Genomic DNA, 22,309 nt, shown 5'->3' on the forward strand with positions numbered 1-22,309 from the left:
TCAGATTCCCCTGGGCGCACGCGCATGCCAGTCCGTCGCCTGCTGGAAGCGGTGCGCGGCATTCAGCAGCTTCGCTTCGCTGAAATAGTTGCCGATCAGCTGCAGGCCGACCGGCATCGCGTCTTCGCCAAAACCGGCGGGCAGGCTCAGGCCGGGCAGGCCGGCGAGCGAGGCTGGGAGCGTGAAGATGTCGGCCAGGTAGTCGGCGACCGGATCGTCGCCGTGCTCGCCGATCTTCCATGCCACGGTCGGCGCCACAGGTCCGGCGATCACATCGCATTGCGCAAATGCCTGCTGGAAGTCGTCGGCGATCATGCGGCGCACCTTCTGCGCCTGCAGGTAGTACGCGTCGTAATAGCCATGCGACAACACATAGGTGCCGATCATGATGCGGCGCTTGACCTCGTCGCCGAAACCTTCTTCGCGCGTCTTGCCGTACATGTCGGCGAGGTCGCGGTAGTCCCTGGCGCGGTGGCCGAACTTGACGCCATCGAAGCGGCTCAGGTTGCTCGATGCTTCGGCCGCGGCCAGGATGTAGTAGACCGGGATCGACAGTTCGGTGCGCGGCAGCGCGATGGGCACGCGCTTCGCGCCGAGCTTTTCGTATTCGGCCAGCGACGCTTCGATGGCGGCGCGCACGCCGGGCGCCAGACCGTCGCCGAAGAACTCCGCCGGCACGCCGATGCGCAGACCTTCGAGCGAATCGTTCAGGTTGCGCGAGAAATCCTCCGCCGGGCGGTCGAGCGAGGTCGAATCGCGGTCGAGGTCGGGGCCGCAGATCGCCGACAGCAGCAACGCGCAGTCTTCCGCCGAATGCGCCATCGGGCCGGCCTGGTCGAGGCTCGAAGCGAAGGCGACCATGCCGTAGCGCGACGCGCGGCCGTAAGTCGGCTTGATGCCGGTGATGCCGCAAAACGACGCCGGCTGGCGGATCGAGCCGCCGGTGTCGGTGCCGGTGGCTGCGGGCGTCAGGCGGGCGGCGACGGCTGCAGCGCTGCCGCCGGACGAGCCTCCGGGAACGCGCTCGGCATCCCACGGATTGCGAACCGGCGCGGCCTGGTCGGCGCCGATGGCCGGCACGGCGACGTTCTCGTTGGCCGAGCCCATCGCGAATTCGTCGCAACTGAGCTTGCCGAGCGTGACGGCGCCGGTTTCGGCCAGCTTGCGGACGACGGTGGCGTCGAACGGCGAGCGATAGCCGGCCAGCATGCGCGAACCGGCGGTGGTCGGGAAGTCTGCGGTGACGAAGATGTCCTTGTGGGCGATCGGCACGCCGGTCAGTGCGGGGGCGTTGCCCGAGGCGATGCTGGTATCGGCGGCGCGGGCCTGGGCCAGCGTGACTTCCTCGTCGACGGCCACGAAAGCGCCGATGGACTGGTGGGAGTTGATGCGCTGCAGAAAATGCTGCGCGGCCTCGACGGCGGAAACCTTGCCGGAAGCCAGCGCGCCGGCAAGTTCGGCCACGCCGAGCTGATGCAGATCCTTGCTCATTCGATCACCTTCGGCACCAGGAACAGGCCGCGCTCGACGGCCGGCGCGCTGCGCTGGTTGGCCTCGCGTGCGTTCGGCTCGCTGGCGATATCGTCGCGCAGGCGCAGCGCGATGTCCTCGATCGCGGCGACCGGATGGGCCAGCGGCTCGACGCCGGTGGTGTCGACCGCGCGCATGGTTTCGACCAGGTCGAAGAAACCGTTGATCTGCCCGAGCATCCGGGTGCTTTCGTCGGGGGTCAGCGGCAGCCGCGCGAGCGTCGCGATGCGGCCGATATCGGAAGATGTGAGCGACATGAGGGGAGTCGAAGGCAGTCGAGAGAAGTTGGGAGCCGGTCCGAATGCCGTCGAAACGGCGTGTAAACCGCCTGTGCCAGTGGCTTCAACAGGGGAGAACCGAGGGTATTCGGGTATTATCCCGCCTTTGTCGCGACCCCCGCCAATGCGCCGGCTTCTGCTGCAAATACCTATCAATCCACCCCGTCAGACGACCCAGAAAGAGGGCGACGACACGCCGATGCGCATGTCGTGCCCGTGAGGAATTCCACATGTTTGGAGCTTTCCGTCGGTATTTCTCGACCGACCTTGCGATCGATCTTGGAACCGCGAACACCCTGATTTTTGCCCGCAACAAGGGCATCGTCCTGGACGAGCCTTCGGTCGTCGCGATCCGCCATGAAGGCGGTCCGCACGGCAAGAAGGTGATCCAGGCCGTGGGCCGCGAAGCCAAGGCGATGCTCGGCAAGGTGCCCGGCAACATCGAGGCGATCCGCCCGATGAAGGACGGCGTCATCGCCGACTTCGTGATCACCGAGCAGATGATCAAGCAGTTCATCAAGATGGTGCATCCGCGTTCGCTGCTCGCGCCGAGCCCGCGCATCATCATCTGCGTTCCCTGCGGCTCGACCCAGGTCGAGCGCCGCGCCATCAAGGACGCGGCCGAAGCGGCCGGCGCCACGTCGGTCTACCTCATCGAAGAACCCATGGCAGCTGCCATCGGCGCCGGCCTGCCGGTGTCGGAAGCTTCCGGCTCGATGGTGGTCGACATCGGCGGCGGCACGACCGAGGTCGGCGTGATCTCGCTCGGCGGCATGGTCTACAAGGGCAGCGTCCGCGTAGGCGGCGACCGCTTCGACGAAGCCATCATCAATTACATCCGCCGCAACTACGGCATGCTGATCGGCGAGCCGACGGCCGAGGTCATCAAGAAGACGATCGGCTCCGCATTCCCGGGCTCCGAAGTCAAGGAGATGGAAGTCAAGGGCCGCAACCTGTCCGAAGGCGTGCCGCGCAGCTTCACGATCAGCAGCAACGAAGTGCTGGAGGCGCTGACCGATCCGCTCAACAACATCGTCTCGGCCGTGAAGAATGCGCTCGAACAGACGCCGCCCGAGCTCGGCGCGGACATCGCCGAGCGCGGGATGATGCTGACCGGCGGCGGCGCGCTCCTGCGCGATCTGGACCGTCTGCTGGCCGAGGAAACCGGCCTGCCGGTACTGGTGGCCGAAGACCCGCTGACCTGCGTGGTTCGCGGTTGCGGCATCGCGCTGGAGCGCATGGACCGACTCGGAAGCATCTTCACGAGCGAGTGACTCGCGCCGAGGCTGCAGGGCATTTCGTGTCGCTTTCGCCTTTCTTCGTTACATTGGCTCCATGCCGCTTGGCACCCTCGACCGATCCGCGCCGCCCCTCTTCAACCAGGGGCCGTCGGCGCTCAGCAAGCTGATCTTCTTCAGCGCGCTGGCGCTTTTCCTGATGGTGGCGGACGCTCGCTTTCATCTCGTGCGGCCGATTCGCCTGGCAATCGGCACGGTGCTGTATCCGGTGCAGTGGCTGGCGTTGAAGCCGGTGCAGGCGGTCGCCGACGGCGGTCGATACATGGAAAACCTGCAGGCCGCCCAGCGCAACGAATCGGAGGCGCGGCGTGCGCTGTCGCTGCAGGCAGAGCGCGCCAGCCAGGCCGATGCGCTGGCCGACGAGAATGCGCGCCTGCGCGCGATGCTGCGTTTGCGCCAGACCGTGCCGACACCGGGCCGCGCGGCCGAGGTGCTCTACGACGCGGCCGATCCGTACACCCGCAAGATCGTGATCGACCAGGGCCTGTCGAACGGCGTGATCGCCGGTTCGCCGGTGATCGACGAAAAAGGCGTGCTCGGCCAGGTGACGCAGGTTCAACCTTTCACCAGCGAAGTGACGCTGGTGATCGACCGCGACCTTTCGATCCCGGTGCAGAACATGCGTACCGGCGCCCGCAGCGTCGCTTTCGGCGATGCGAATTCGCGCATCGGCGGGCTGGAACTGCGCTTCATGGCGGCCAACTCGGACCTGCAGGAAGGCGACCTGCTGGCGACCAGCGGCGTCGACGGCGTCTATCCGGCCGGACTTCCGGTAGCGAAGATCGATCGCATCGAGCGCCGTGCCGATTCCGGTTTTGCGCGCATCTATTGCGTTCCGCTTGCGCAGGTGACTGCGGCGCGCTACGTCATGGTGCTGGTGCCGGTCGGCGGACAGGGGCCGGCTGCACCGCCGCCTTCAGCGCACAGCGACGCTACCGATGCGAACGGTCAGGGTGCAGCCGCGGCGCCCGCAACGCCGGCATCGGCGACGTCTTCCTCTGCATCCTCCGCAGCCGCACTGGCCGCTGCGCGCCGTCGTCCCGAGCGGGCGGCCAAACAGGGCGAGCCTGCGGCGGACCCCAAGCCGGGCTCGCATGCCGCGCGCCGCGCAATCCTGCAGGAAAGGCGCTCGCCATGATCATGCGTCCCGGCCACCAGCAGCTTCTGCTGCCGGTCAACCCGCTATTTGTGTGGGGCAGCCTGATCGTCGCGCTGCTGGTCGACATGCTGCCGCTCGGACGCGCCGCCTGGACGCCCGACGTGCTGGCGCTGGTGATCGTGTTCTGGAGCGTGCACCAGCCGGCGCGCATCGGCATCGGCGCGGCTTTCGTCTTCGGCATCTTCATGGACGTGCACCAGTCTGCAATGCTCGGCCAGCATGCGCTGTCGTACACGATGCTCGGCTTTCTGGCGATCATGGCGCACCGCCGGCTGCTCTGGTATCCGGTGTTTTCGCAGGCGCTGCAGGTGCTGCCGCTGTTTGCGCTGTCGCATCTGGTCGAGCTGGTGATACGCATGATCGGCGGCGGCGTGTTTCCGGGCTGGACGCTGTTCATCGCCCCGGTGGTCGAGGCAGCGCTGTGGCCGCTGGTGAGCGTGCTGCTGCTCGCCCCGCAGCGCCGCACGCCGGAGCCCGACGCGAATCGCCCGCTATGACCGAACTCCGCAACGTCGGCGCCGATCTGGCGCGTTTCAGGAGCCGGGTGCTCGTGATCGGCCTCGTCGTGCTGGTCGCTTTCGGGCTGTTGTGCGCGCGGCTGGTCTACCTGCAGATCTATCGTCACGACGATCTTGCCGAACAGGCCGAAAGCAACCGCACGGCGATCGTGCCGGTGGTGCCGAACCGCGGCCTGATCCTCGATCGCAACGGCATCGTGCTGGCTTCCAACTATTCGGCCTACACGCTCGAACTCACGCCGTCGAAGGTGGGCAGCGTCGACGAGACGATCGAGGCGCTGGCAATGGTGGTGGACATCACGCCGCGCGACCGTCGCCGCTTCAAGCGCCTGCGCGAAGACTCGCGCAGCTTCGATTCGGTGCCGATCCGCACGCGCCTGAGCGACGAGGAGGTCGCGCGCTTCGCGGCCCAGCGCTACCGCTTTCCGGGCGTCGAGATCAAGGCGCGACTGTTCCGCAACTATCCGCAGGGCGAGGTGGCGAGCCATGTGCTCGGCTACATCGGACGCATCAACCAGCGCGAAAAGATCGCGATGGAGGAGTGGGAAGACGAGGATCTGGCCAACTACAAGGGCACCGACTACATCGGCAAGCTCGGTGTCGAGCAGAGCTACGAAAAGGTCCTGCACGGCCAGACCGGCGTCGAGCAGATGGAAACATCGGCGGGCGGCCGGGCGATCCGCAAGCTCGCGAGCCATCCGGCGACGCCGGGCGACACGGTGATGCTGTCGCTCGACATCAAGCTGCAGAAGCTGATCGAGGACATGTACGGCGATCGGCGCGGCGCACTGGTCGCGATCGATCCCCGCACCGGTGAAGTGCTGGCCTTCGTGAGCAAGCCGACCTTCGACCCGAACCTGTTCGTCGAAGGCATCGACACCGAAAGCTGGAAGGAACTGAGCGAATCGCTGGACAAGCCGCTGCTCAACCGTGCGCTGCGCGGTACCTATCCGCCGGGCTCGACCTACAAGCCCTTCATGGCGCTGGCCGCGCTGCAGACCGGCAAGCGCGGGCCGAACGTGGTGGTGAACGACCCCGGCTTCTTCAATTTCGGCGGCCACCGTTTCGGCAGTCCCGAAGGAAACCTCGGCGGCGTCGACATGCGGCGCTCGATCCAGCTGTCGAGCAACATCTATTACTACTCGCTGGCCAACGAGATGGGCGTGGACCTGATCCACGACTTCATGAAGCCGCTGGGTTTCGGGCAGATCACCGGCATCGACCTCGGCGGCGAGGTGCGCGGCGTGCTGCCGAGTACCGACTGGAAACGCAACGCCTACAAGCGACCGGAGCAGCAGAAGTGGTATGCCGGCGAAACGATTTCGCTGGGCATCGGGCAGGGCTACAACAGCTTCACGATGCTGCAGCTGGCGCAGGCGGCGTCGATCGTCGCGGACGTAGGCATCAAGCATCGGCCGCATGTGGTGCTGTCGATCCGCGACACGGTCAGCGGCCAGGTGAAGGCTGTGATCCAGCCCCCGGCAGAGTCGCTGGGCATCACGCCGGCCAACGTGGCGGTGGTGCGCGAGGGACTGCAGAGCGTGGTCAGCGCAGGCACGGCGCGGGGCGTTTTTGCTGGCGCTGCCTATGCCGCGGCCGGCAAGACCGGCACTGCGCAGGCCGTGACGCAGGCGCAGAACACGCGCTACAACGCCCGCGCGCTCGAAGAGCATCAGCGGGACCACGCACTTTTCATGGGATTCGCGCCGGCGATCAATCCGAAGATCGCGCTGGCCGTGATCGTGGAGAACGCTGGCTGGGGCGCCGGAGCCGCAGCGCCGATCGCGCGCCGGGTGATGGATTACTGGCTCGCCGACCAGTATCCGAACGAAGCCGATCTGGCTGCGGTGAAGGTCGGCAAGGCGACTGCGCCGATCGGCAAGCCGCGCGTGGCCAGCGAAGTGATCTGGCCGGTGCCGGCACCGGGCGCGCCGGTCGCGGCGCCGTAAGTCAATCAGGCAGGACTCACCACTCGCCGGTCTCGCGCACCCGCTGGTCGAGCGCGAGGAGATTGTTGTCCGGCTCTTGTTCTTGCCGGCTATCGACGGAAGCAGCGATCAGGCCCGACGACGATGCAAGGGCCGTCGGCTGCGTGACCGGCTGGCCGGCACCGCCGAAGCGCCGGGCCACGGCCAGCGCCATTCGTCGTCGAAGATTGACTGTTGCCGTGTCGGTGGCGCGAGCAGCGGAACGAGCGTTGGCGGTGCGGCCGTACATGGCGAACTCCTGAGGTGATCGGTGGCGACCAGGGGTGGTGTTCCGATCATCCGTTCAACAACATGTCACTGAAAAGAAACTTTTGTGAACTTTGTCATTTTTTGATCGAAGGAGCGACGTTCTTGCGATTTCAGGCCATGAAGCCCATGTCGATCGGGTAATCGGGGCGTCCGCCGGCCGTGCCGAAGCGGCGAAGATTCGGCAGGATTGCGTTGAGTTCGGGTTCCGAAACGCCGAACCAGCGCGCCAGCGTCGCCGCATACTGATCGACCGAAGTCGTCGGCAGCAAGCGACCCTGGCCCACGTGCCACTGGTCTGCGGCGGCAGTGGTGTTGCCGTTGCTCACCGGCGGTGCCGATCCGTAGAAGGCCTTTCCCCTGACCGCGCCGCCCACCATCAGGTGATGGCTGCCCCAGCCGTGGTCGGACCCGTCGCCGTTCGATACCAGCGTGCGACCGAAATCGGAGGCGGTGAAAGCGGTGACCTTGTCGGCGATGCCCATTTCGACCGTCGCGTTGTAGAACGAGGTCATCGCGTCGCTCACCCGGCCCAGCGCCGTCGGGTGCTGCGCGATCAGGTTGTCGTGCAGATCGAAGCCGCCCAGCGACACGAAGAAGACCTGCCGGCGCGAGCTCAGCGCGGTGCGGGCGGCGATCAGACGGGCGACGATCTTCAGCTGGCTCGCCAGCGGATTGCCGGCCGTGAACGGCGTTGCGAGGCTGGCGCCGGCAAGTGCGGCCGTGATCTGCTGTTCGGACCCGATCGCGCGGCCGGTCACGCGCCCGTACTCGTTCTCGAGGTTGTTGCCGCTGCTGCGCTGAACCATCGCCGCGATCTGGTTCCGGACCGCGCTCGATCCGTAGACGTTGCTCTTCACGCTGCTGATCGGCACCGCGCCGCTGGTGCTCATCTGATACTGCAGCGCTTGCTGGCCCGACAGGAAGATCGCGTTGCCGGTCGCCGAGATGCAGGTGAACAGCGAGTTGCCGTTGCTGCCCAGCGCCAGATCGCCGATGCGGCCGCCCCAGCCGGTCACGGCGCCTTCGGGCGACGACGACTGCCAGACCGACTGCTGGTCGTTGTGCGAGAAAAGCTTGGGCGGCACCGGATACAGCGCGCGGTTGCTGCTGTTGTACTGGGCGCGCGTGAGCGGCACCACGAGCGGTCCGACGTTGAGCTGGACCGCGGCCTTGCCGGCGTTGAACAGATCGGCAAGGCCGGGCATCGACGGGTGCAGTGCGTACTTGCGACCGTCCGGCAGCGGCGTCGTCGGCAGCAGTTCGGTCGCGGCCAGCGAGCTTCGCGGGAGCGCGATCGATCCGCGAATCTGCGAATAGAGCGTGTAGCTTGGATCGTCGTACGTCACGACGGTGTTCGCGTAGTCGTTGCCGCCATACAGAAAGACGCAGACCAGCGCCTTGTAATCGCTCGATTCGAACGCCGCCGCCTCGCCCATGGCGGCGAGGTTCAGCGCGAAAGGAAGTGCGGCACCGCTGAGCGCCAGCTGGCTGGAGCGTCGCAGGAAGGCCCGCCGCGAAGCGCCGGACACCATGTCTGACGGGTAGGCGTCGGAACAGGCGGTGTGGCTCGTATTGTTCGTGTGGTTGCGCTTCATTTCTGGACCAGGTATTCGGGCGAAGCCATCACCATGAGCACGGCCGCGCCGATCCGGTTCAGCTTGATGCTGTCCGAACTGGCGGCCGTGACCGGCGTCGAGTTCAACGCGGCGACCATGTCGCGCACGGTGCCGTCGGAGAGCTGGCCGGCTGCCAGCAGAAGGTTCAAGCGCGCGACCAGTGCGCTGGCGTCGGCGACCAGTTCACGCTCCTTGGCATACGCGGCCGTCAGGTCGAAGCCGTTGATCGTGCCGCCGCTCGCCTGCGGAACATCGGCGCCGTTCACGTAGATCCCGTTGCGGATCGCACCCTGCATGAAGTTCAGGTAGCCGCCGACGGAGGTTTCGTTGACGATCTGGAACTCCGGCGCCACGTTGCCTGCGGATGCGATCGCGGTATTCGGCGGCACATAGCCCGGCCGGAAGAAGTTGAACACCGAAGGCGAATTCAGCGGGCTCTGACCCAACTGTGTTGCCGGATTCGACTGGTCGTAGATCTTCCACGACCCCTGCGCCGACTGCAGTCCGAAGGTGCGCGCCCACTGCACGAAGCGCAGGACGGGCTCGCGCAGCCGGCCGGCGCTGGCGGCCGCCAGCGTCGTCATGTCGCGGGCTTCGGCGTCGAGCAGGATCGCTGCCACCGTGGCCGCCAGATTGCCGCGCACGCCGCGACCGTCGTTCGCAAACAGCGCCGCGACGCGGCCGACGTAGGCGGGGCTCGGGTTGCTGGTCACCAGTCGCTGGATCAGCTGCCTCGCGATGAAGGGGCCGACGTTCGGATGGTTGAAAAGCGTGTCGAGCGCCTTCTTCATGGAATCCGTGCCGTTGCCGCCGCCGGCAACGGTGGTGCCGAGGAAGGTGGCGTCCAGCGTGGAGTGCAGGTTGGCCTTGAATGCCATCGGCAGGCGCGCGAAGGCGGTGTTTCCGACGCTCGCACTCGTATCGTTCCGGCTCTGGTCGAAGTCGTAGCCGGTGAAGACGCGCGCCAGGTTGGTCACGTCGCTCAGTGTGTAGCTGTCGAGCGGCGCGCCGTCGCCGCCTCTCCTGACAGTGCCGTCGGGATTGAGCTGCGACAGCCCGATGGTCATGAGCTGCATGACCTCGCGCGCATAGTTCTCGTCTGGCTGTCGGCCTGTCGACGCGTTTTCCTTCTGGCTGCCGCGCACGTTCAGGTAGACACCCATTGCCGGATGCAGGGTCACGTCTTCGAGCAGCTTCCGAAAGTTGCCCAGTGCGTTGCTCGACAGCATGTCCCACCAACTGGCCATCAGGTGACTGCGCCAGCGGTTGGCGATGCCGCCCGTCGACACCACGAATATTTCGGACAGCGCCAGGGCGACCCGCTTGCGCAAGGCGTCGGGGGCCGTGATCAGCTGCTTCCAGATCATGAAGTCCGACGGGTACGACTGGTCGTAGTAAGCAGTTGCGGATGAGGTCGAGTCGTAGCCCCGTTCGTTGAGCCAGTCCCAGCCGGTTTGTCCGGCCGCAGCGCCGAACTGCGCCGACAGCCAGGCGGCATAGCCCAGGCTCCGCACCGAGGCGATGTCATCGGCGCTGGCCGAGAGCTGGGCCTGGAGAAGAAATCGTGCGGCTTCGGTGTCCGTGGCCGGCTTGGCGTCGACCACCGGGATCGCGACATCGCCGACCGCGGAGCTGCCGGCTGTCGTTCTGGACGCAGCACTGAGTGAGGCGCCGTCGCTGCCGCCACCTCCGCCACCCCCGCCGCATGCCTGCAATACGGCCGCCATCAGAGAGGCCGGGACAATAGCCATGCGCGAAACACCCGCTGACTCGGTGTCCTGCTGCGCCTCCGCGATCGCGTTCGTGGGATTGTTCGACTTCGGCTCGATGTTCATTCAGCGACTTCTTTCGAAACAATTTGAAAGAATGTGTTACGAGTCGCGAATTCTAGAGCGTCAATTCATAAAAAGGGGCACCAAAACAATGCGCGGAAAACGGTGCTGACGATGACCAGCGAAAAAAAGGCAAAAAAAAGGCGCCGACCAGCGGCGCCCTTATAAAAATTCGACTTCTCTATGGAAGCCTGGATAAATCTTGTTCTGTTCGAGCTACGAAATATGTCTCCTCGTACCCCCGCGCTGCGGGCATGCCCGGTTGCGAGTGGGGGGACTTTATTGCGCGCACCGTCGAAGTGCATCGGGATTAACCCGTTAGTTCTGCTTTGTCCAATATGGTTTGCCGGGCCGCCGGATGTACCGAGCGGTCGCGATCGTCGAGAACCCAGGTGGCAGCCTTCTCCGCCAGCATCAGCGTCGGGCTGTTGGTGTTGCCGCTGACGATGGTCGGCATCGCGCTGGCATCGACGACGCGCAGTCCGGCGATCACGCCCTTGCCGCCGCGCCCGTCCCGGACGCGAAGCCTGGAATCCAGCACCGCCATCGGGTCGCCATCGGCGCCCATGCGCGCGGTTCCGACCGGATGGAAGATCGTCGTCGCGATGTCGCCAGCCAGCCGCGCCAGATCTTCATCTGACTGGTACTGCACGCCGGGTTTCCATTCCCTGGGCTGGTACCTGGCGAGCGCCGGCTGTTCGGCGATGCGGCGCGTGACGCGCAGCGAATCGGCTGCCACCTTGCGGTCTTCCTCGGTGCTCAGGTAGTTGGGCGCGATGGCCGGTGCATCGCCAAACCGCCCGCTTTTGATGCGCACCGTGCCGCGGCTGGTCGGATTCAGGTTGCAGACGCTGGCGGTGAAAGCCGGGAAAGCGTGCAGCGGCTCGCCGAAGGCGTCCAGCGACAGCGGCTGCACGTGGTATTCGAGGTTCGGCCAGGGCTGGTCTGGCGAACTGCGCGTGAAGGCGCCGAGCTGCGACGGCGCCATGCTCATCGGCCCGCTGCGCTTCAACAGATATTCGAGACCGATCTTGGCCTTGCCGTAAAGCGAGGATGCGAGCACGTTGAGCGTCGGCGCATCGGAAATCTTGAACACCGCGCGAATCTGCAGATGGTCCTGCAAATTGGCACCGACGCCGGGCGCATCGACGACCACGTCGATGCCGTGCTGGCGCAGCAGGTCGGCAGGGCCGATGCCCGAGAGCTGCAGGATCTGCGGCGAGCCGATGCTGCCGGCACAGAGCAGTACTTCGCGCTTGGCCTCGGCGATCAGCATTTCGTGGCCGTCCCAGACCTGTACGCCGGTGCAGCGCAGGCTGCCGTCGGGCATCGTCTCGGTGACGAGTTTCGACACCTGCGCGTTGGTCCACATCTCGAAGTTGGGTCGGCCGTAGCAGGTCGGGCGCAAGAAGGCCTTTGCCGTGTTCCAGCGCCAGCCGTCTTTCTGGTTGACCTGGAAGTACCCGACGCCTTCGTTGCTGCCGCGGTTGAAGTCGGACGAGTGCGGTATGCCGGCTTCCTGCGCGGCCAGCGCGAAGGCGTCGAGGATGTCCCAGCGCAGGCGCTGTTTCTCGACCCGCCATTCGCCGCCCGCGCCATGCATCTCGTCGGCGCCGAGGTAGTGGTCCTCGTGCTTCTTGAAGGCCGGCAGCACCTGGTCCCAGCGCCATGCGTCGTCGCCGGTGATCTGCGCCCACTGGTCGTAGTCGCGCGCCTGGCCGCGCATGTAGATCATTCCGTTGATGCTGGAGCAGCCGCCGAGCGTCTTGCCGCGCGGGTAGCGCAGCGTGCGGCCGTTGAGGCCGGCGTCGGGTTCGGTGCTGTAGAGCCAGTCGGTGCGCGGATTGCCGATGCAGTAGAGATAGCCGACCGGAATGTGGATCCAGTGGTAATCGTCGCGCCGGCCGGCTTCGATGAGCAGAACGCGGTTGCGCTTGTCCTTGCTCAGCCGGTTGGCCATCAGCGCACCGGCCGTGCCGCCGCCGATGACGATGTAGTCGAATGTCGTTTCGCTCACGCCGTTGTCTCCAGAATGGAAAAAGCCCGGGCCGGTGTATCCGGGCCTCGGGCTTTGCAGTTTAGGCGGCAATGGCTGGCGCGATGCTGACGGGGTCTACCCGCCGGCAGCCCCGGAGATCAGGCGACTTCGGCCAGCGCGTCGGCCAGCGCGTTCACCATCCGGTCGACCTCCGCCGTGGTCGCGACGAACGGCGGCGCGAGCTGGACGGTGTCGCCGCCGTAGCGCACGTAGAAGCCTTTCTTCCAGCAGGCCATCGCGACTTCATAAGGCCGGCGTGCCGGCTCGCCCGGAGCCGACGCCAGCGTGATGCCCGCAGCCAGACCGAAGTTTCGGATGTCGACGACGTGCTTCACGCCTTTCAGGCTGTGCACCGCGTTCTCGAAATGCGGCGCAAGCGCACGCACGCGGCCGATCATGTCTTCGCTCTGCAGCACGTCGAGTGCCGCGATGCCGGCCGCGCAGGCCACCGGATGCGCGGAGTAGGTGTAGCCGTGCGGAAACTCGACCATGTACTGCGGCCCGCCGGCTGCCATGAAGGTGTCGTAGATCTCCTTGCTGGCGATGACCGCGCCCAGTGGCTGCGCGCCGTTGGTGATCTGCTTGGCGACGTTCATGATGTCCGGCACCACGCCGAAAGCGTCCGCGCCGGTCAGTGCGCCCATGCGGCCGAAGCCGGTGATGACCTCGTCGAAGATCAGCAGGATGTCGTGCGCGGTGCAGATGTCGCGCAGGCGCTGCAGGTAACCCTGCGGCGGCACGATCACGCCGGCCGAGCCGGACATCGGCTCGACGATGACGGCGGCGATGTTCGATGCGTCGTGCAGCGCAATCAGGTCGAGCAGGCGATCGGCCAGATGCGCGCCTTCGGTCGGCATGCCGCGCACGAAGGTGTTGCCGGGCAGCACGGTGTGCGGCAGGTGGTCGGCTTCCACGGCCTGGCCGAACAGCTTGCGGTTGCCGCCGATGCCGCCGACCGAGATGCCGCCGAAGTTCACGCCGTGGTAACCCTTCTCGCGGCCGATCAACCGCGTCTTGCTCGCCTGTCCCTTGGCGCGCCAGTACGCGCGCGCCATCTTGAGCGAGGTGTCGGCGGCCTCGGAGCCGGAGCCGGTGAAGAAGACGTGGTCGAGGCCGGCGGGCGTCATCGATTTCAGGCGGTTGGCCAGCTCGAACGACAGCGGATGCCCGAACTGGAAAGCCGGCGCGTAGTCCAGCTTGGCGATCTGGCGGCTCACCGCCTCGGTGATTTCCGGGCGACCGTGACCCAGGCCGGTGCACCAGAGGCCCGAGAGTCCGTCGAATACCTTGCGGCCGGAATCGTCGGTGAAGTACGCGCCCTTGGCCTCGACGATCATCCGCGGATCGGCCAGGAAGTTGCGGTTGCCGGTGAACGGCATCCAGTGCGCCGACAGCCAGGCGGCGTCGGTGCGGGTGGCGGTCGGTTGCGGCGGAGCGATCGGGGCGGTGAGGTGGGGCATGACGGACTTCGTGAAGAGAAGTCCGGATATTCGTCGCAGGCATTGCTCTTGCAAATGCTCCAATGTCGGAACTCACTTGAGCATCCATGCAAGTAATCAACAACGAAAAGAAGAGCCGCGCGTTGCTGGGCCAGCTCAGCGACATGGACCTGCGCCTGCTGCGCGTCTTCAAGAGCGTCGTCGACTGCGGCGGCATGGCGGCGGCCGAGCTGGAGCTCAACATCGGCACCTCGACCGTCAGTCGCCATGTCAAGGATCTAGAAACCCGCCTGTCGCTGGTGCTCTGCCGGCGCGGGCGCGCAGGTTTCTCGCTCACGCCGGAGGGCCGGCGGGTGTACGACGAGACGCTGCGGCTGCTGGCATCGGTCGAAGCGTTCCGCAGCAGCATCGACGACATCCACCACCGGATGGGCGGTCAGCTCGACCTGGCGGTCTTCGACAAGACGGTGAGCAATCCGCAGGCGCGCATCGGCGACGCCATCGCGCGCTTCGCCGTGCTGGCGCCGGAGGTGCGACTGAACGTGCATGTCGCGTCGACCAACGCCATCGAGCGCGGCGTGCTCGACGGTGCTTTCCAGATCGGCATCATCCCGGCCCATCGCAGCTCCCTGACGCTCACCTACGCCGACCTGTTCGGCGAAACGATGCTGCTGTATTGCGGCGCGCGCCATCCGCTGTTCGGCGCCATGCATTCCGGGCTGACCTGGGAGAAGCTGCGGGTCCACGACTTCGCCGGCCTGGGCTTCCATTCGCCGAATATGGCGCTCAGCCACCGGGCCGGCCTGGAGCGCAAGGCCACCGGCTTCGACCAGGAGGCGATCGCGATGCTGGTGCTGTCGGGCCAGTACCTCGGTTTCCTGCCCGACCATTACGCAGAGGCTTTCGAGCGCGACGGGCGCCTGCAGGCCATCGCGCCGAAGCGCTTCCGCTACGTCTGCCGCTTCGTCAGCCTGCTGCGCCGTTCACCCGAACCGTCGCGGGCGGCGAAGCTGTTCCAGGAATGCCTGGCGGAGGCTCACACACCCATGAACATCGACAGAAAGGAAACATCGAAATGACGCTGGCAATGAACTGGGACGAATGGACCGCACACGACGGCGTGGCGCTGGCCGGACGCGTGCGCAACGGCGATGTGACGCCTGCCGAACTGGCTGCGCAGGCGGCCGCTGCCGTCGCCATGACCAATCCGGCGCTGAGCGCGGTGATCGAGGTCTTCGACGATGCTGTCGCCGACCCGGTCGGCAACGGAACCGACACCGACGGCCTGTTCGCCGGCGTGCCCTACCTGATGAAGGACCTGGGCCCTACGCTCAAAGGTCGGCTGCAGGAGTTCGGGTCGATGCTGATGCAGGGCCATCGGCCGACCGAAGACAGCTTTCTCACGACGCAGATCCGCAAGGCCGGCCTGAACATCATCGGCCGCACCACGACGCCCGAATTCGGCGTCTGCAGTTCGGCGGAGAACGCGCTCTACACCACCCGCAATCCCTGGGATCTCGACTACACGACCTGTGGATCGTCGGCGGGAACGGCAGCTGCGGTGGCGGCCGGCGTGCTGCCGCTGTCGCATGCGACCGACGGTGGCGGGTCGATCCGCATTCCGGCCGGGGTGAACGGAAACATCGGCCTGAAGGTTTCGCGCGGCGTGTTCTCGCTGGCGCCGAACCTGTCGGACCTGTCGGGGCTCGTGTCGATCCAGGGCTGCCACAGCCGCACCGTTCGCGACACGGCGGCTTTCGTCGACCAGTGCCGCGGCGGCGCGCCGGGCGAGTTCATGCCGTTCTGGTCGCCGGCCGAGCCGTACAGCGAGCTTATAAAGAAGGACCCTGGCCGGCTGCGCATCGCGTTGTCGCACGAATGGGGCGACTTCCGCGCCACGCCGCATTTCGTGGCCGAGCTGACGCGCGTCGGCAAGCTGCTCGAAGGGCTGGGCCATCACGTCGAATGGGCGCTGCCCGAGGTCGACTTCCGTGGCGCCTTCGCCGCGCAGACCACCTGCTACATCAGCAACTTCGCGCAGGTCATCGCCGGGCAGATCGCGCGACTCGGGTACGAGCGGCCGCCAGCCGATCTGCTGGAGCCGATCGACATCAAGATCTGGGAAGCCGGCCTGCACACCAGCTATTCGGAGCGCTCGAAGATGCAGGCGGTTTTCAATACGACGTCGCGCGCGTTCGGCAGCTTTTTCGAGGACTGGGACATCATCCTGACGCCGGTGACCGCGCTGCCGACGCCGCTTGTCGGCACGACCGAATACCTCACGACGAGCACCAATCCGTCGGTGCACGACTGGTTCGCGAACCTGTGGAAGAACTTCGCGTACACGCCGCTGGCGAACCTGTGCGGCATGCCGGGCATCTCGCTGCCGCTGGCGCAGCAGGAGAACGGCCTGCCGCTGGGCATCCAGGCGCAGGCGCGGCAGGCGAACGACGGGCTGTTGTTGCAACTGGCCGCGCAGATCGAGCGATCGATCGACGGCAAGTGGAACGCGGGACGGAAGCCCGGCGTCCACGTCACCGCCGGACGCTGAACTTCAGTCCGGCGGCGCCATCCCGATGGCGGGGCCGCGACTTTCGATGGCCGCACCTGCCGCGAGGCACAAGTCTTCGCGGAACCGGCCGGCCAGGATCTGCACGCCGACCGGGCGTTCGCCCGATACGTCCATCGTCAGCACGAGCCCCGGCAGCCCGGTCAGCGCGAGGCCGATCATCGGCGCCTGCGCTTCCCACACCCGCGTGTACGACGCGGCATCGCGAACGTCGAGGTCGGTGTCGAACGGCAACTCTGCGCTGACCGGCAGCAGCACCACCGGATAGCGTTCGAGGAACAGCTGCCACTGCCGTATGACGGTCGCGCGTGTCTTGAGCGCATCCGAAAAGCTGGCCAGCGTCACCGACCGGCCGATTGCCGCCTGGCCCGCCAGCGCGGCGATCGCGCCGGGATCGCCCTCGACCTCCGCTGCCTTCACCATCGCCTCGTAGCCGTCGCCCATCCAGAGCGTGATCTGCGCTTCGCAGACCGAGCGTATCGGCGGCAACGCGTCGACTTCGACCACGTTCCATCCGGCATCGCGCATACGCGTGGCAGCTTCGTGCAGCGCGGCGACGATCTCCGGCGCGGTGCGCATGCCGTCGGGATGCGTGCAGACGGCCGCGACTTTTTCCGCGTCGGGCCCGACCAGCGGTGCCGGCATCCACCACGGGTCGCGCGCATCGCCGCCGGCCATCACGGCGAGGCCGAGTTCGATGTCGGCCACGGTGCGCGCGAGCGGCCCCGAGACGGCCATGATCTGTCCGCCGATGTTCCGCTCCGGCGCGGTCGCGTTGTAGGCGGCGACGCGACCGACCGTCGGCCGCAAGCCGTGGATTCCGCAGGCGTAGGCGGGGTAGCGGATCGAGCCCGCGATGTCGGTGCCGTGCGCGATGTGACCGATGCCTGCCGCCGTCGCCGATGCCGCACCGCCCGACGAGCCGCCTGGCGTCAGCGCACGGTTGCGCGGATTGAGCGTCGCGCCATGCAGTCGGTTGTCGGTGAACCAGCGGTAGCTGAAGGCGGGCGTGTTGGTCCGCCCGACGATGGTCGCGCCGGCTTTCAGCAGGTTGTCGACGACCGGGCTGTTGGTCCTGGCGATCAGGTCGCGCTGTTGCACGAGGCCGTTCGATGTCGCGAAACCGGCCTGGTCGATGTTCACCTTGACGGTGACCGGCACGCCGGCCAGCGGCCCGACCGCATCGCCGCGCGCGAGTGCCGCATCGGTTTCCCGGGCGCGCGCCAGCACCTCGTCGGGCCGGAAATCGACCACCGCATTGAGCTGCGGATTGACCGCGTCCAGCCGCTGCAACGCAGCTTCTGCGGCTTCGACCGCCGAAATGCGGCGGTCACGAATCTGCGCGGCGACTTCGGTCGCCGACAAGGTCCAGATCGCGCTCATATTTCGCCGGCCTTTCGCTTACTTCGCCGTCGGCATCACGAACTCGGCGCCCTTGCCGATGCTCTCCGGCCAGCGCTGCATGATCGATTTCTGCTTGGTGTAGAAGCGCACGCCTTCCTCGCCGTAGGCATGCATGTCGCCGAAAAGCGAGCGCTTCCAGCCGCCGAAACCGTGCCAGGCCATCGGCACCGGAATCGGCACGTTGATGCCGACCATGCCGACCTGGATGCGCCGCGAAAATTCGCGCGCCACGTTGCCGTCGCGGGTGAAGCAACTCACGCCGTTGCCGAATTCGTGGTCGTTGATCAGGTCGACTGCGGCGGCCAAGTCGTCCACTCGAACGCAGCCGAGCACCGGGCCGAAGATCTCTTCCTTGTAGATGCGCATGTCGGGCGTGACGTGGTCGAACAGCGTGCCGCCCATCCAGAAACCTTCGCCGGTATCGGCGCCGGCCTTCGAGGCGTCGAAACCGCGGCCATCGACCAGCAGCGTCGCGCCTTCCTTCTCGCCGATCTCGATGTAGCCGGTGATGCGTTCGTGCGCGACGCGCGTGACGATCGGGCCCATCTCGGCGTCGAGGTTTTCGCCGTCAAGCACCTTCAGCGCCCTGGTGCGCTCGACAAGCTTCGGCAGCAGGCGGTCGGCCACGTCGCCGACCAGCACCGCGATCGAGATCGCCATGCAGCGCTCGCCGGCCGAGCCGTAGCCGGCGCCGATCAGCGCATCGACCGCCTGATCGATGTCTGCGTCGGGCATTACGACCATATGGTTCTTGGCGCCGCCGAGCGCCTGCACGCGCTTGCCGTTGCGGGCGCCGGTTTCGTAGATGTAATTGGCGATCGGCGTCGAGCCGACAAAGCTCACCGCCTTGACGTCCGGATGGTCGAGCAGCGCATCGACCGCGACCTTGTCGCCCTGCACGACGTTGAAGACGCCGTCCGGCAAACCCGCCTGCTTCAGCAGGTCGGCCATCATCAGCGAGGCGCTCGGGTCGGTCGGGCTTGGCTTGAGGATGAAGGTGTTGCCGGCGGCGATGGCAACCGGGAACATCCACATCGGCACCATGACCGGGAAGTTGAACGGCGTGATGCCCGCGACGACGCCGAGCGGCTGGCGCAGCGTCCAGTTGTCGATGCCGGTGCTGACCTGATCGGTGAAGTCGCCCTTCAGCAGCTGAGGAATGCCGCAGGCGAACTCGACGATGTCGATGCCGCGCGAAACCTCGCCCTGCGCATCGGTGAAGACCTTGCCGTGTTCTGCGGTGATGAGATGCGCCAGCGCGTCCTTGTGCAGGTTGAGCAGCTCCAGAAACTTGAACATCACGCGGGCGCGGCGGATCGGTGGCGTGTCTGCCCATTTCGGGAAGGCGGCCTTCGCAGCGGCGACGGCGGCGCCGATCTGGTCCACGTCGGCCAGGCCGGCCTGGCCGGTGATGCGACCGCTCGACGGGTTGGTCACGTTCTGGGTGCGGCCAGAGGTGTTGGCGACCTTGACGCCGTTGATGAAATGGTCGATCGAGGGGGAGGTGGCTGGCGCGGTTGTTGGCATGGTGTCCCGATGTGGATTGGAGCCCGCCAGTCTAGGCACCGCGCCCCACTGCGCCAAGACATGAAACCTGAACTGATTGTTCGCCATGGTGAACAATGAAAAGATGGAATCGCAAAATATCGAGTCGCTCTGGACACATCTGCATGCGCTCACCGTGCTGGCGCAGCAGGGCAGCTACACGGCGGCGGCTCGGCGGCTGGGAGTGAGCAAGGCGTCGATGAGCCAGCGCATCGCCGAGCTCGAACGCGCGGCCGGCGTGCCACTGGTGCAGCGGACCACACGCAGCGTGCGGCTGACCGATGCCGGGCAACGGATGGTCGATGACATGCGGGGGCCGTTCGAGCAGATCGCGCACAGCTTCGCTGGCGTGCGCGATCTGGCAGACGTGCCGCGCGGCGTGCTGCGCGTGACGGCGCCGGTCGCATTCGCTCGGCAGCAGCTGGTGCCGAGGCTGGTCGATTTTCTGCGGGCGTATCCGGAAGTGCGGCTTGAACTCGATCTCTCGGACCGACTGAGTTCGCTGGCGATGGAAGGATTCGATCTCGCGATCCGCCACACCGCCGCGCCGCCCGACACGCACGTCGCGTGGACGCTCTGCCAGACGCGCTCGGTACTGGTCGCGACCCCCGACTATCTGAGCCGACGCGGTGTTCCTGTCGCGCCGGCCGACCTCGCCGGGCACGACTGCCTCCACTACCCGCGTGCGCGCGACACGCCGGCATGGCACTTCGAGCCGCTGCGACCTGCAGGTATGGCTGCTGGCAATGTCGATGCGGGGCCGGTCGCGCCGCGCGTCACGGTACCTGTCTCGGGTCCGTTCGCGGCCAACAACAGCGAGGCGTTGCGCGATGCCGCGATCACCGGCCTCGGCATCGCGCTGATGCCCGACTTCAGCGCGCAGGAGGCGCTGCAAAGCGGCGTGCTGGTCGAGGTGCTGCCGCAGTGGCAGCCGGTCGGCGCGTTCGGCACGCAGATGTACGCGATCCGTCCGTATGCCACGCACGTGCCGCGCGCCATCGCGGTCTTCGTGGGCTGGCTGCGCGAGGCGCTGCAGGGCGGCTTTGCGGTTGCCACCAACGCGCAGCGCGATTTCTTGGTCAGGCCTTCGACGGTTGAATGAGGCGGGTGACGAATTTGAAGGCTAGCTTGGCGGCGGATACGAGCGGAAACCTGAGGAGATTGAAGCCGCCGGCCCTTACGTCTCTCACGAACCCGTTCCCGGCTGCCTGCAATCGGACCTGGGGGGATGGCTGCGCGGGGTGTTGCCGGGCGGACACAGCCAATTGACCGCCATGCAGCGGCGGCCTCGGCTTGTTACCCATGGCAAGACCTTGCGCAGCAGGAAACGAGGAGGGTCCAAATCTGCCTTGAGGAAGCCTGTTGCCATGCGCACCGGGTGGATGAGGTTTCCCCTGGGGCTCGGCCGGACCGAGACGTCTGAATCCTTGGAGCATCTGCTGAACGTTGGGAAGGCCTTTGGTATCAGGTGGCGGTGCCGCCGATACAGAAGAAGGCGTTTTGGTTGCAGAGATGAGTGACATGGCAAGGCAGGTTGGATTGAAGAGGCCGGGGGGGGGGCTGAATTTTGTCGACTGGATTGCCTGCGCCTGCTTGGGTTATTTCTGAAAGTACCAGCCGGAACATGGCGGGTACCATGCGAAATTCGTCCTAACCAGAGTGTTCCTACACGCATGCCGCCTGACTCGTCGACCAACGACGCCTTGTTGTCCGCGTCTCCCCGCGTCGAAATGCGCACCGACGGAGACGGCGAGCGGGTGGAGGCCGGCGGTCGCTGGACAGCATTGGCGATTGCGTCGCGTGCCACCTGGAGCGCGCTTTCCGACAGCCTTGCGCAACTGCCGGCGTCCGGCGCGATGCGCTGGGACCTCCGGCCGATCGAGCAGCTCGACCATATCGGCGCCCAACTTCTATGGAACCATTGGGGACAGGCCTGGCCTGCGCAGCTCGACATGGACGCGCAACACAAAGCCGTGCTCGACCAGGTCGCGCAGTACACCTGCAGCCTGCCGAAAGACCCACCGCCCACGCTGCGCGAGCGCCTTCGCAACTTTGCCCACAACGGCCCGCGTGCGCTCATGGTCGCGCGAGATTTCACGCGGCTGATCGGCCAGCTCGCCATCGACATCGGCACGCTGATCCGGGCGCCGCATCGCGGTCCGTGGCGCGATTTTTCGGGCCAGCTGTACCAGTTCGGCGCGACCGCGATGCCGATCACCGCGCTGGTCGGATTGCTGATCGGCATCGTGCTGGCGTACCTCACGTCGAATCAGCTGCGCAACTATGGCGCCGAGACCTTCATCGTCAATATCCTCGGGTTGTCGCTGGTGCGCGAACTCGGGCCGGTGCTGGCGGCGGTGCTGATCGCCGGGCGTTCGGGCTCGGCAATCACGGCGCAGATCGGCGTCATGCGCGTGACCGAAGAGCTCGATGCGATGCGCGTGATGGGTATTCATCATGGCTACCGGCTGGTGATGCCGCGGGTGCTGGCGCTGGCCATCGCAATGCCGCTGATCAGCATGTGGACCTCGATGGCGGCGCTGTTCGGCGGGATGATCGCGGCCGACCTGTCGCTGGGCATATCGCCGTCTTATTTCCTGCACGCACTGCCGCGCGCGGTGCCGATCGGCAACCTGTGGCTGGCGCTCGGCAAGTCGGCGGTGTTCGGCGTGATGATCGCGCTGGTCGCCTGCTACTTCGGCATGAAGGTCAAGCCCAACACCGAGAGCCTCGGGCGCGGCACGACGTCCTCCGTGGTGACTTCGATCACCGTCGTGATCCTGATCGATGCGCTGTTCGCGCTGCTGTTCCGCGGGGTGGGGTTCGCATGATGGCGCACGCATTCC

At 66.4% G+C, this 22,309-nt stretch carries 17 protein-coding genes; 8 read left to right on the plus strand and 9 right to left on the minus strand.

What is annotated here, in order from left to right:
• Complete coding sequence (gene gatA, locus ACSFA3_RS18130) at positions 1–1,491, minus strand: Asp-tRNA(Asn)/Glu-tRNA(Gln) amidotransferase subunit GatA (protein WP_435506867.1); 1,491 nt, start codon at positions 1,489–1,491, stop codon at positions 1–3.
• Positions 1,488–1,787: an Asp-tRNA(Asn)/Glu-tRNA(Gln) amidotransferase subunit GatC gene (gatC, locus tag ACSFA3_RS18135; protein ID WP_435506868.1), complete on the minus strand. Its 300-nt coding sequence runs from the start codon at positions 1,785–1,787 to the stop codon at positions 1,488–1,490. The genes gatA and gatC overlap by 4 nt, the downstream gene beginning before the upstream one ends.
• Before the next feature lie 251 nt (positions 1,788–2,038).
• On the opposite strand from gatC, the gene ACSFA3_RS18140 reads away from it, so the two are divergent.
• The 4 genes from ACSFA3_RS18140 to mrdA all read left to right on the plus strand — a co-directional run bounded on the left by ACSFA3_RS18140 (position 2,039) and on the right by mrdA (position 6,732).
• Positions 2,039–3,082 carry a rod shape-determining protein gene (locus ACSFA3_RS18140; protein ID WP_262075790.1) on the plus strand — a complete coding sequence of 348 codons (1,044 nt, stop codon included), beginning with the start codon at positions 2,039–2,041 and terminating at the stop codon, positions 3,080–3,082.
• 61 nt (positions 3,083–3,143) lie between these two features.
• Positions 3,144–4,244 carry a rod shape-determining protein MreC gene (mreC, locus tag ACSFA3_RS18145; RefSeq protein WP_435506869.1) on the plus strand — a complete coding sequence of 367 codons (1,101 nt, stop codon included), beginning with the start codon at positions 3,144–3,146 and terminating at the stop codon, positions 4,242–4,244.
• The gene (gene mreD, locus ACSFA3_RS18150) at positions 4,241–4,762 is read left to right on the plus strand and encodes a rod shape-determining protein MreD (RefSeq protein WP_435506870.1); all 522 of its coding nucleotides are present in this window, start codon (positions 4,241–4,243) and stop codon (positions 4,760–4,762) included. Before mreC ends, mreD begins: the two co-directional genes overlap by 4 nt.
• The gene (gene mrdA / locus ACSFA3_RS18155) at positions 4,759–6,732 is read left to right on the plus strand and encodes a penicillin-binding protein 2 (RefSeq protein WP_435506871.1); all 1,974 of its coding nucleotides are present in this window, start codon (positions 4,759–4,761) and stop codon (positions 6,730–6,732) included. Before mreD ends, mrdA begins: the two co-directional genes overlap by 4 nt.
• Positions 6,733–6,748: 16 nt before the next feature.
• On the opposite strand, the gene ACSFA3_RS18160 is transcribed toward mrdA, so the two are convergent.
• From ACSFA3_RS18160 to aptA, 5 genes are all read right to left on the minus strand, one after another.
• Entirely contained in the window at positions 6,749–7,000 is a 252-nt protein-coding gene (locus ACSFA3_RS18160; protein ID WP_435506872.1) for a hypothetical protein, read from the minus strand.
• A 130-nt stretch (positions 7,001–7,130) separates the two neighbouring features.
• On the minus strand, positions 7,131–8,552 hold the full coding sequence (locus ACSFA3_RS18165; protein WP_435506935.1) for a DUF1501 domain-containing protein: 1,422 nt from the start codon (positions 8,550–8,552) through the stop codon (positions 7,131–7,133).
• Between the two features lie 59 nt (positions 8,553–8,611).
• Positions 8,612–10,471, minus strand: coding sequence for a DUF1800 domain-containing protein (locus tag ACSFA3_RS18170; RefSeq protein WP_435506873.1), 1,860 nt, complete (start codon positions 10,469–10,471; stop codon positions 8,612–8,614).
• Between the two features lie 307 nt (positions 10,472–10,778).
• On the minus strand, positions 10,779–12,485 hold the full coding sequence (locus ACSFA3_RS18175) for a GMC family oxidoreductase (protein WP_435506874.1): 1,707 nt from the start codon (positions 12,483–12,485) through the stop codon (positions 10,779–10,781).
• Between the two features lie 119 nt (positions 12,486–12,604).
• The gene (gene aptA, locus ACSFA3_RS18180; protein ID WP_435506875.1) at positions 12,605–13,966 is read right to left on the minus strand and encodes an omega-aminotransferase AptA; all 1,362 of its coding nucleotides are present in this window, start codon (positions 13,964–13,966) and stop codon (positions 12,605–12,607) included.
• Between the two features lie 86 nt (positions 13,967–14,052).
• Here aptA and ACSFA3_RS18185 point away from each other — a divergent pair, with 86 nt between their 5' ends.
• Positions 14,053–15,024: a LysR family transcriptional regulator gene (locus ACSFA3_RS18185; protein WP_435506876.1), complete on the plus strand. Its 972-nt coding sequence runs from the start codon at positions 14,053–14,055 to the stop codon at positions 15,022–15,024.
• Positions 15,021–16,496 carry an amidase gene (locus tag ACSFA3_RS18190; RefSeq protein WP_435506877.1) on the plus strand — a complete coding sequence of 492 codons (1,476 nt, stop codon included), beginning with the start codon at positions 15,021–15,023 and terminating at the stop codon, positions 16,494–16,496. Before ACSFA3_RS18185 ends, ACSFA3_RS18190 begins: the two co-directional genes overlap by 4 nt.
• Before the next feature lie 3 nt (positions 16,497–16,499).
• Here ACSFA3_RS18190 and ACSFA3_RS18195 read toward each other — a convergent pair whose 3' ends face one another.
• Complete coding sequence (locus ACSFA3_RS18195; protein WP_435506878.1) at positions 16,500–17,897, minus strand: amidase family protein; 1,398 nt, start codon at positions 17,895–17,897, stop codon at positions 16,500–16,502.
• A gap of 18 nt (positions 17,898–17,915) precedes the next feature.
• On the minus strand, positions 17,916–19,445 hold the full coding sequence (locus tag ACSFA3_RS18200) for a CoA-acylating methylmalonate-semialdehyde dehydrogenase (protein ID WP_435506879.1): 1,530 nt from the start codon (positions 19,443–19,445) through the stop codon (positions 17,916–17,918).
• A gap of 103 nt (positions 19,446–19,548) precedes the next feature.
• On the opposite strand from ACSFA3_RS18200, the gene ACSFA3_RS18205 reads away from it, so the two are divergent.
• Both ACSFA3_RS18205 and ACSFA3_RS18210 read left to right on the plus strand, forming a co-directional pair.
• Positions 19,549–20,565: a LysR family transcriptional regulator gene (locus tag ACSFA3_RS18205; RefSeq protein WP_435506880.1), complete on the plus strand. Its 1,017-nt coding sequence runs from the start codon at positions 19,549–19,551 to the stop codon at positions 20,563–20,565.
• A gap of 571 nt (positions 20,566–21,136) precedes the next feature.
• Complete coding sequence (locus tag ACSFA3_RS18210) at positions 21,137–22,294, plus strand: MlaE family ABC transporter permease (RefSeq protein WP_435506881.1); 1,158 nt, start codon at positions 21,137–21,139, stop codon at positions 22,292–22,294.
• Positions 22,295–22,309 lie beyond the last annotated feature (15 nt).

The organism is Variovorax glucosi (assembly GCF_051216695.1).
Taxonomy (GTDB): Bacteria; Pseudomonadota; Gammaproteobacteria; order Burkholderiales; family Burkholderiaceae_C; genus Variovorax.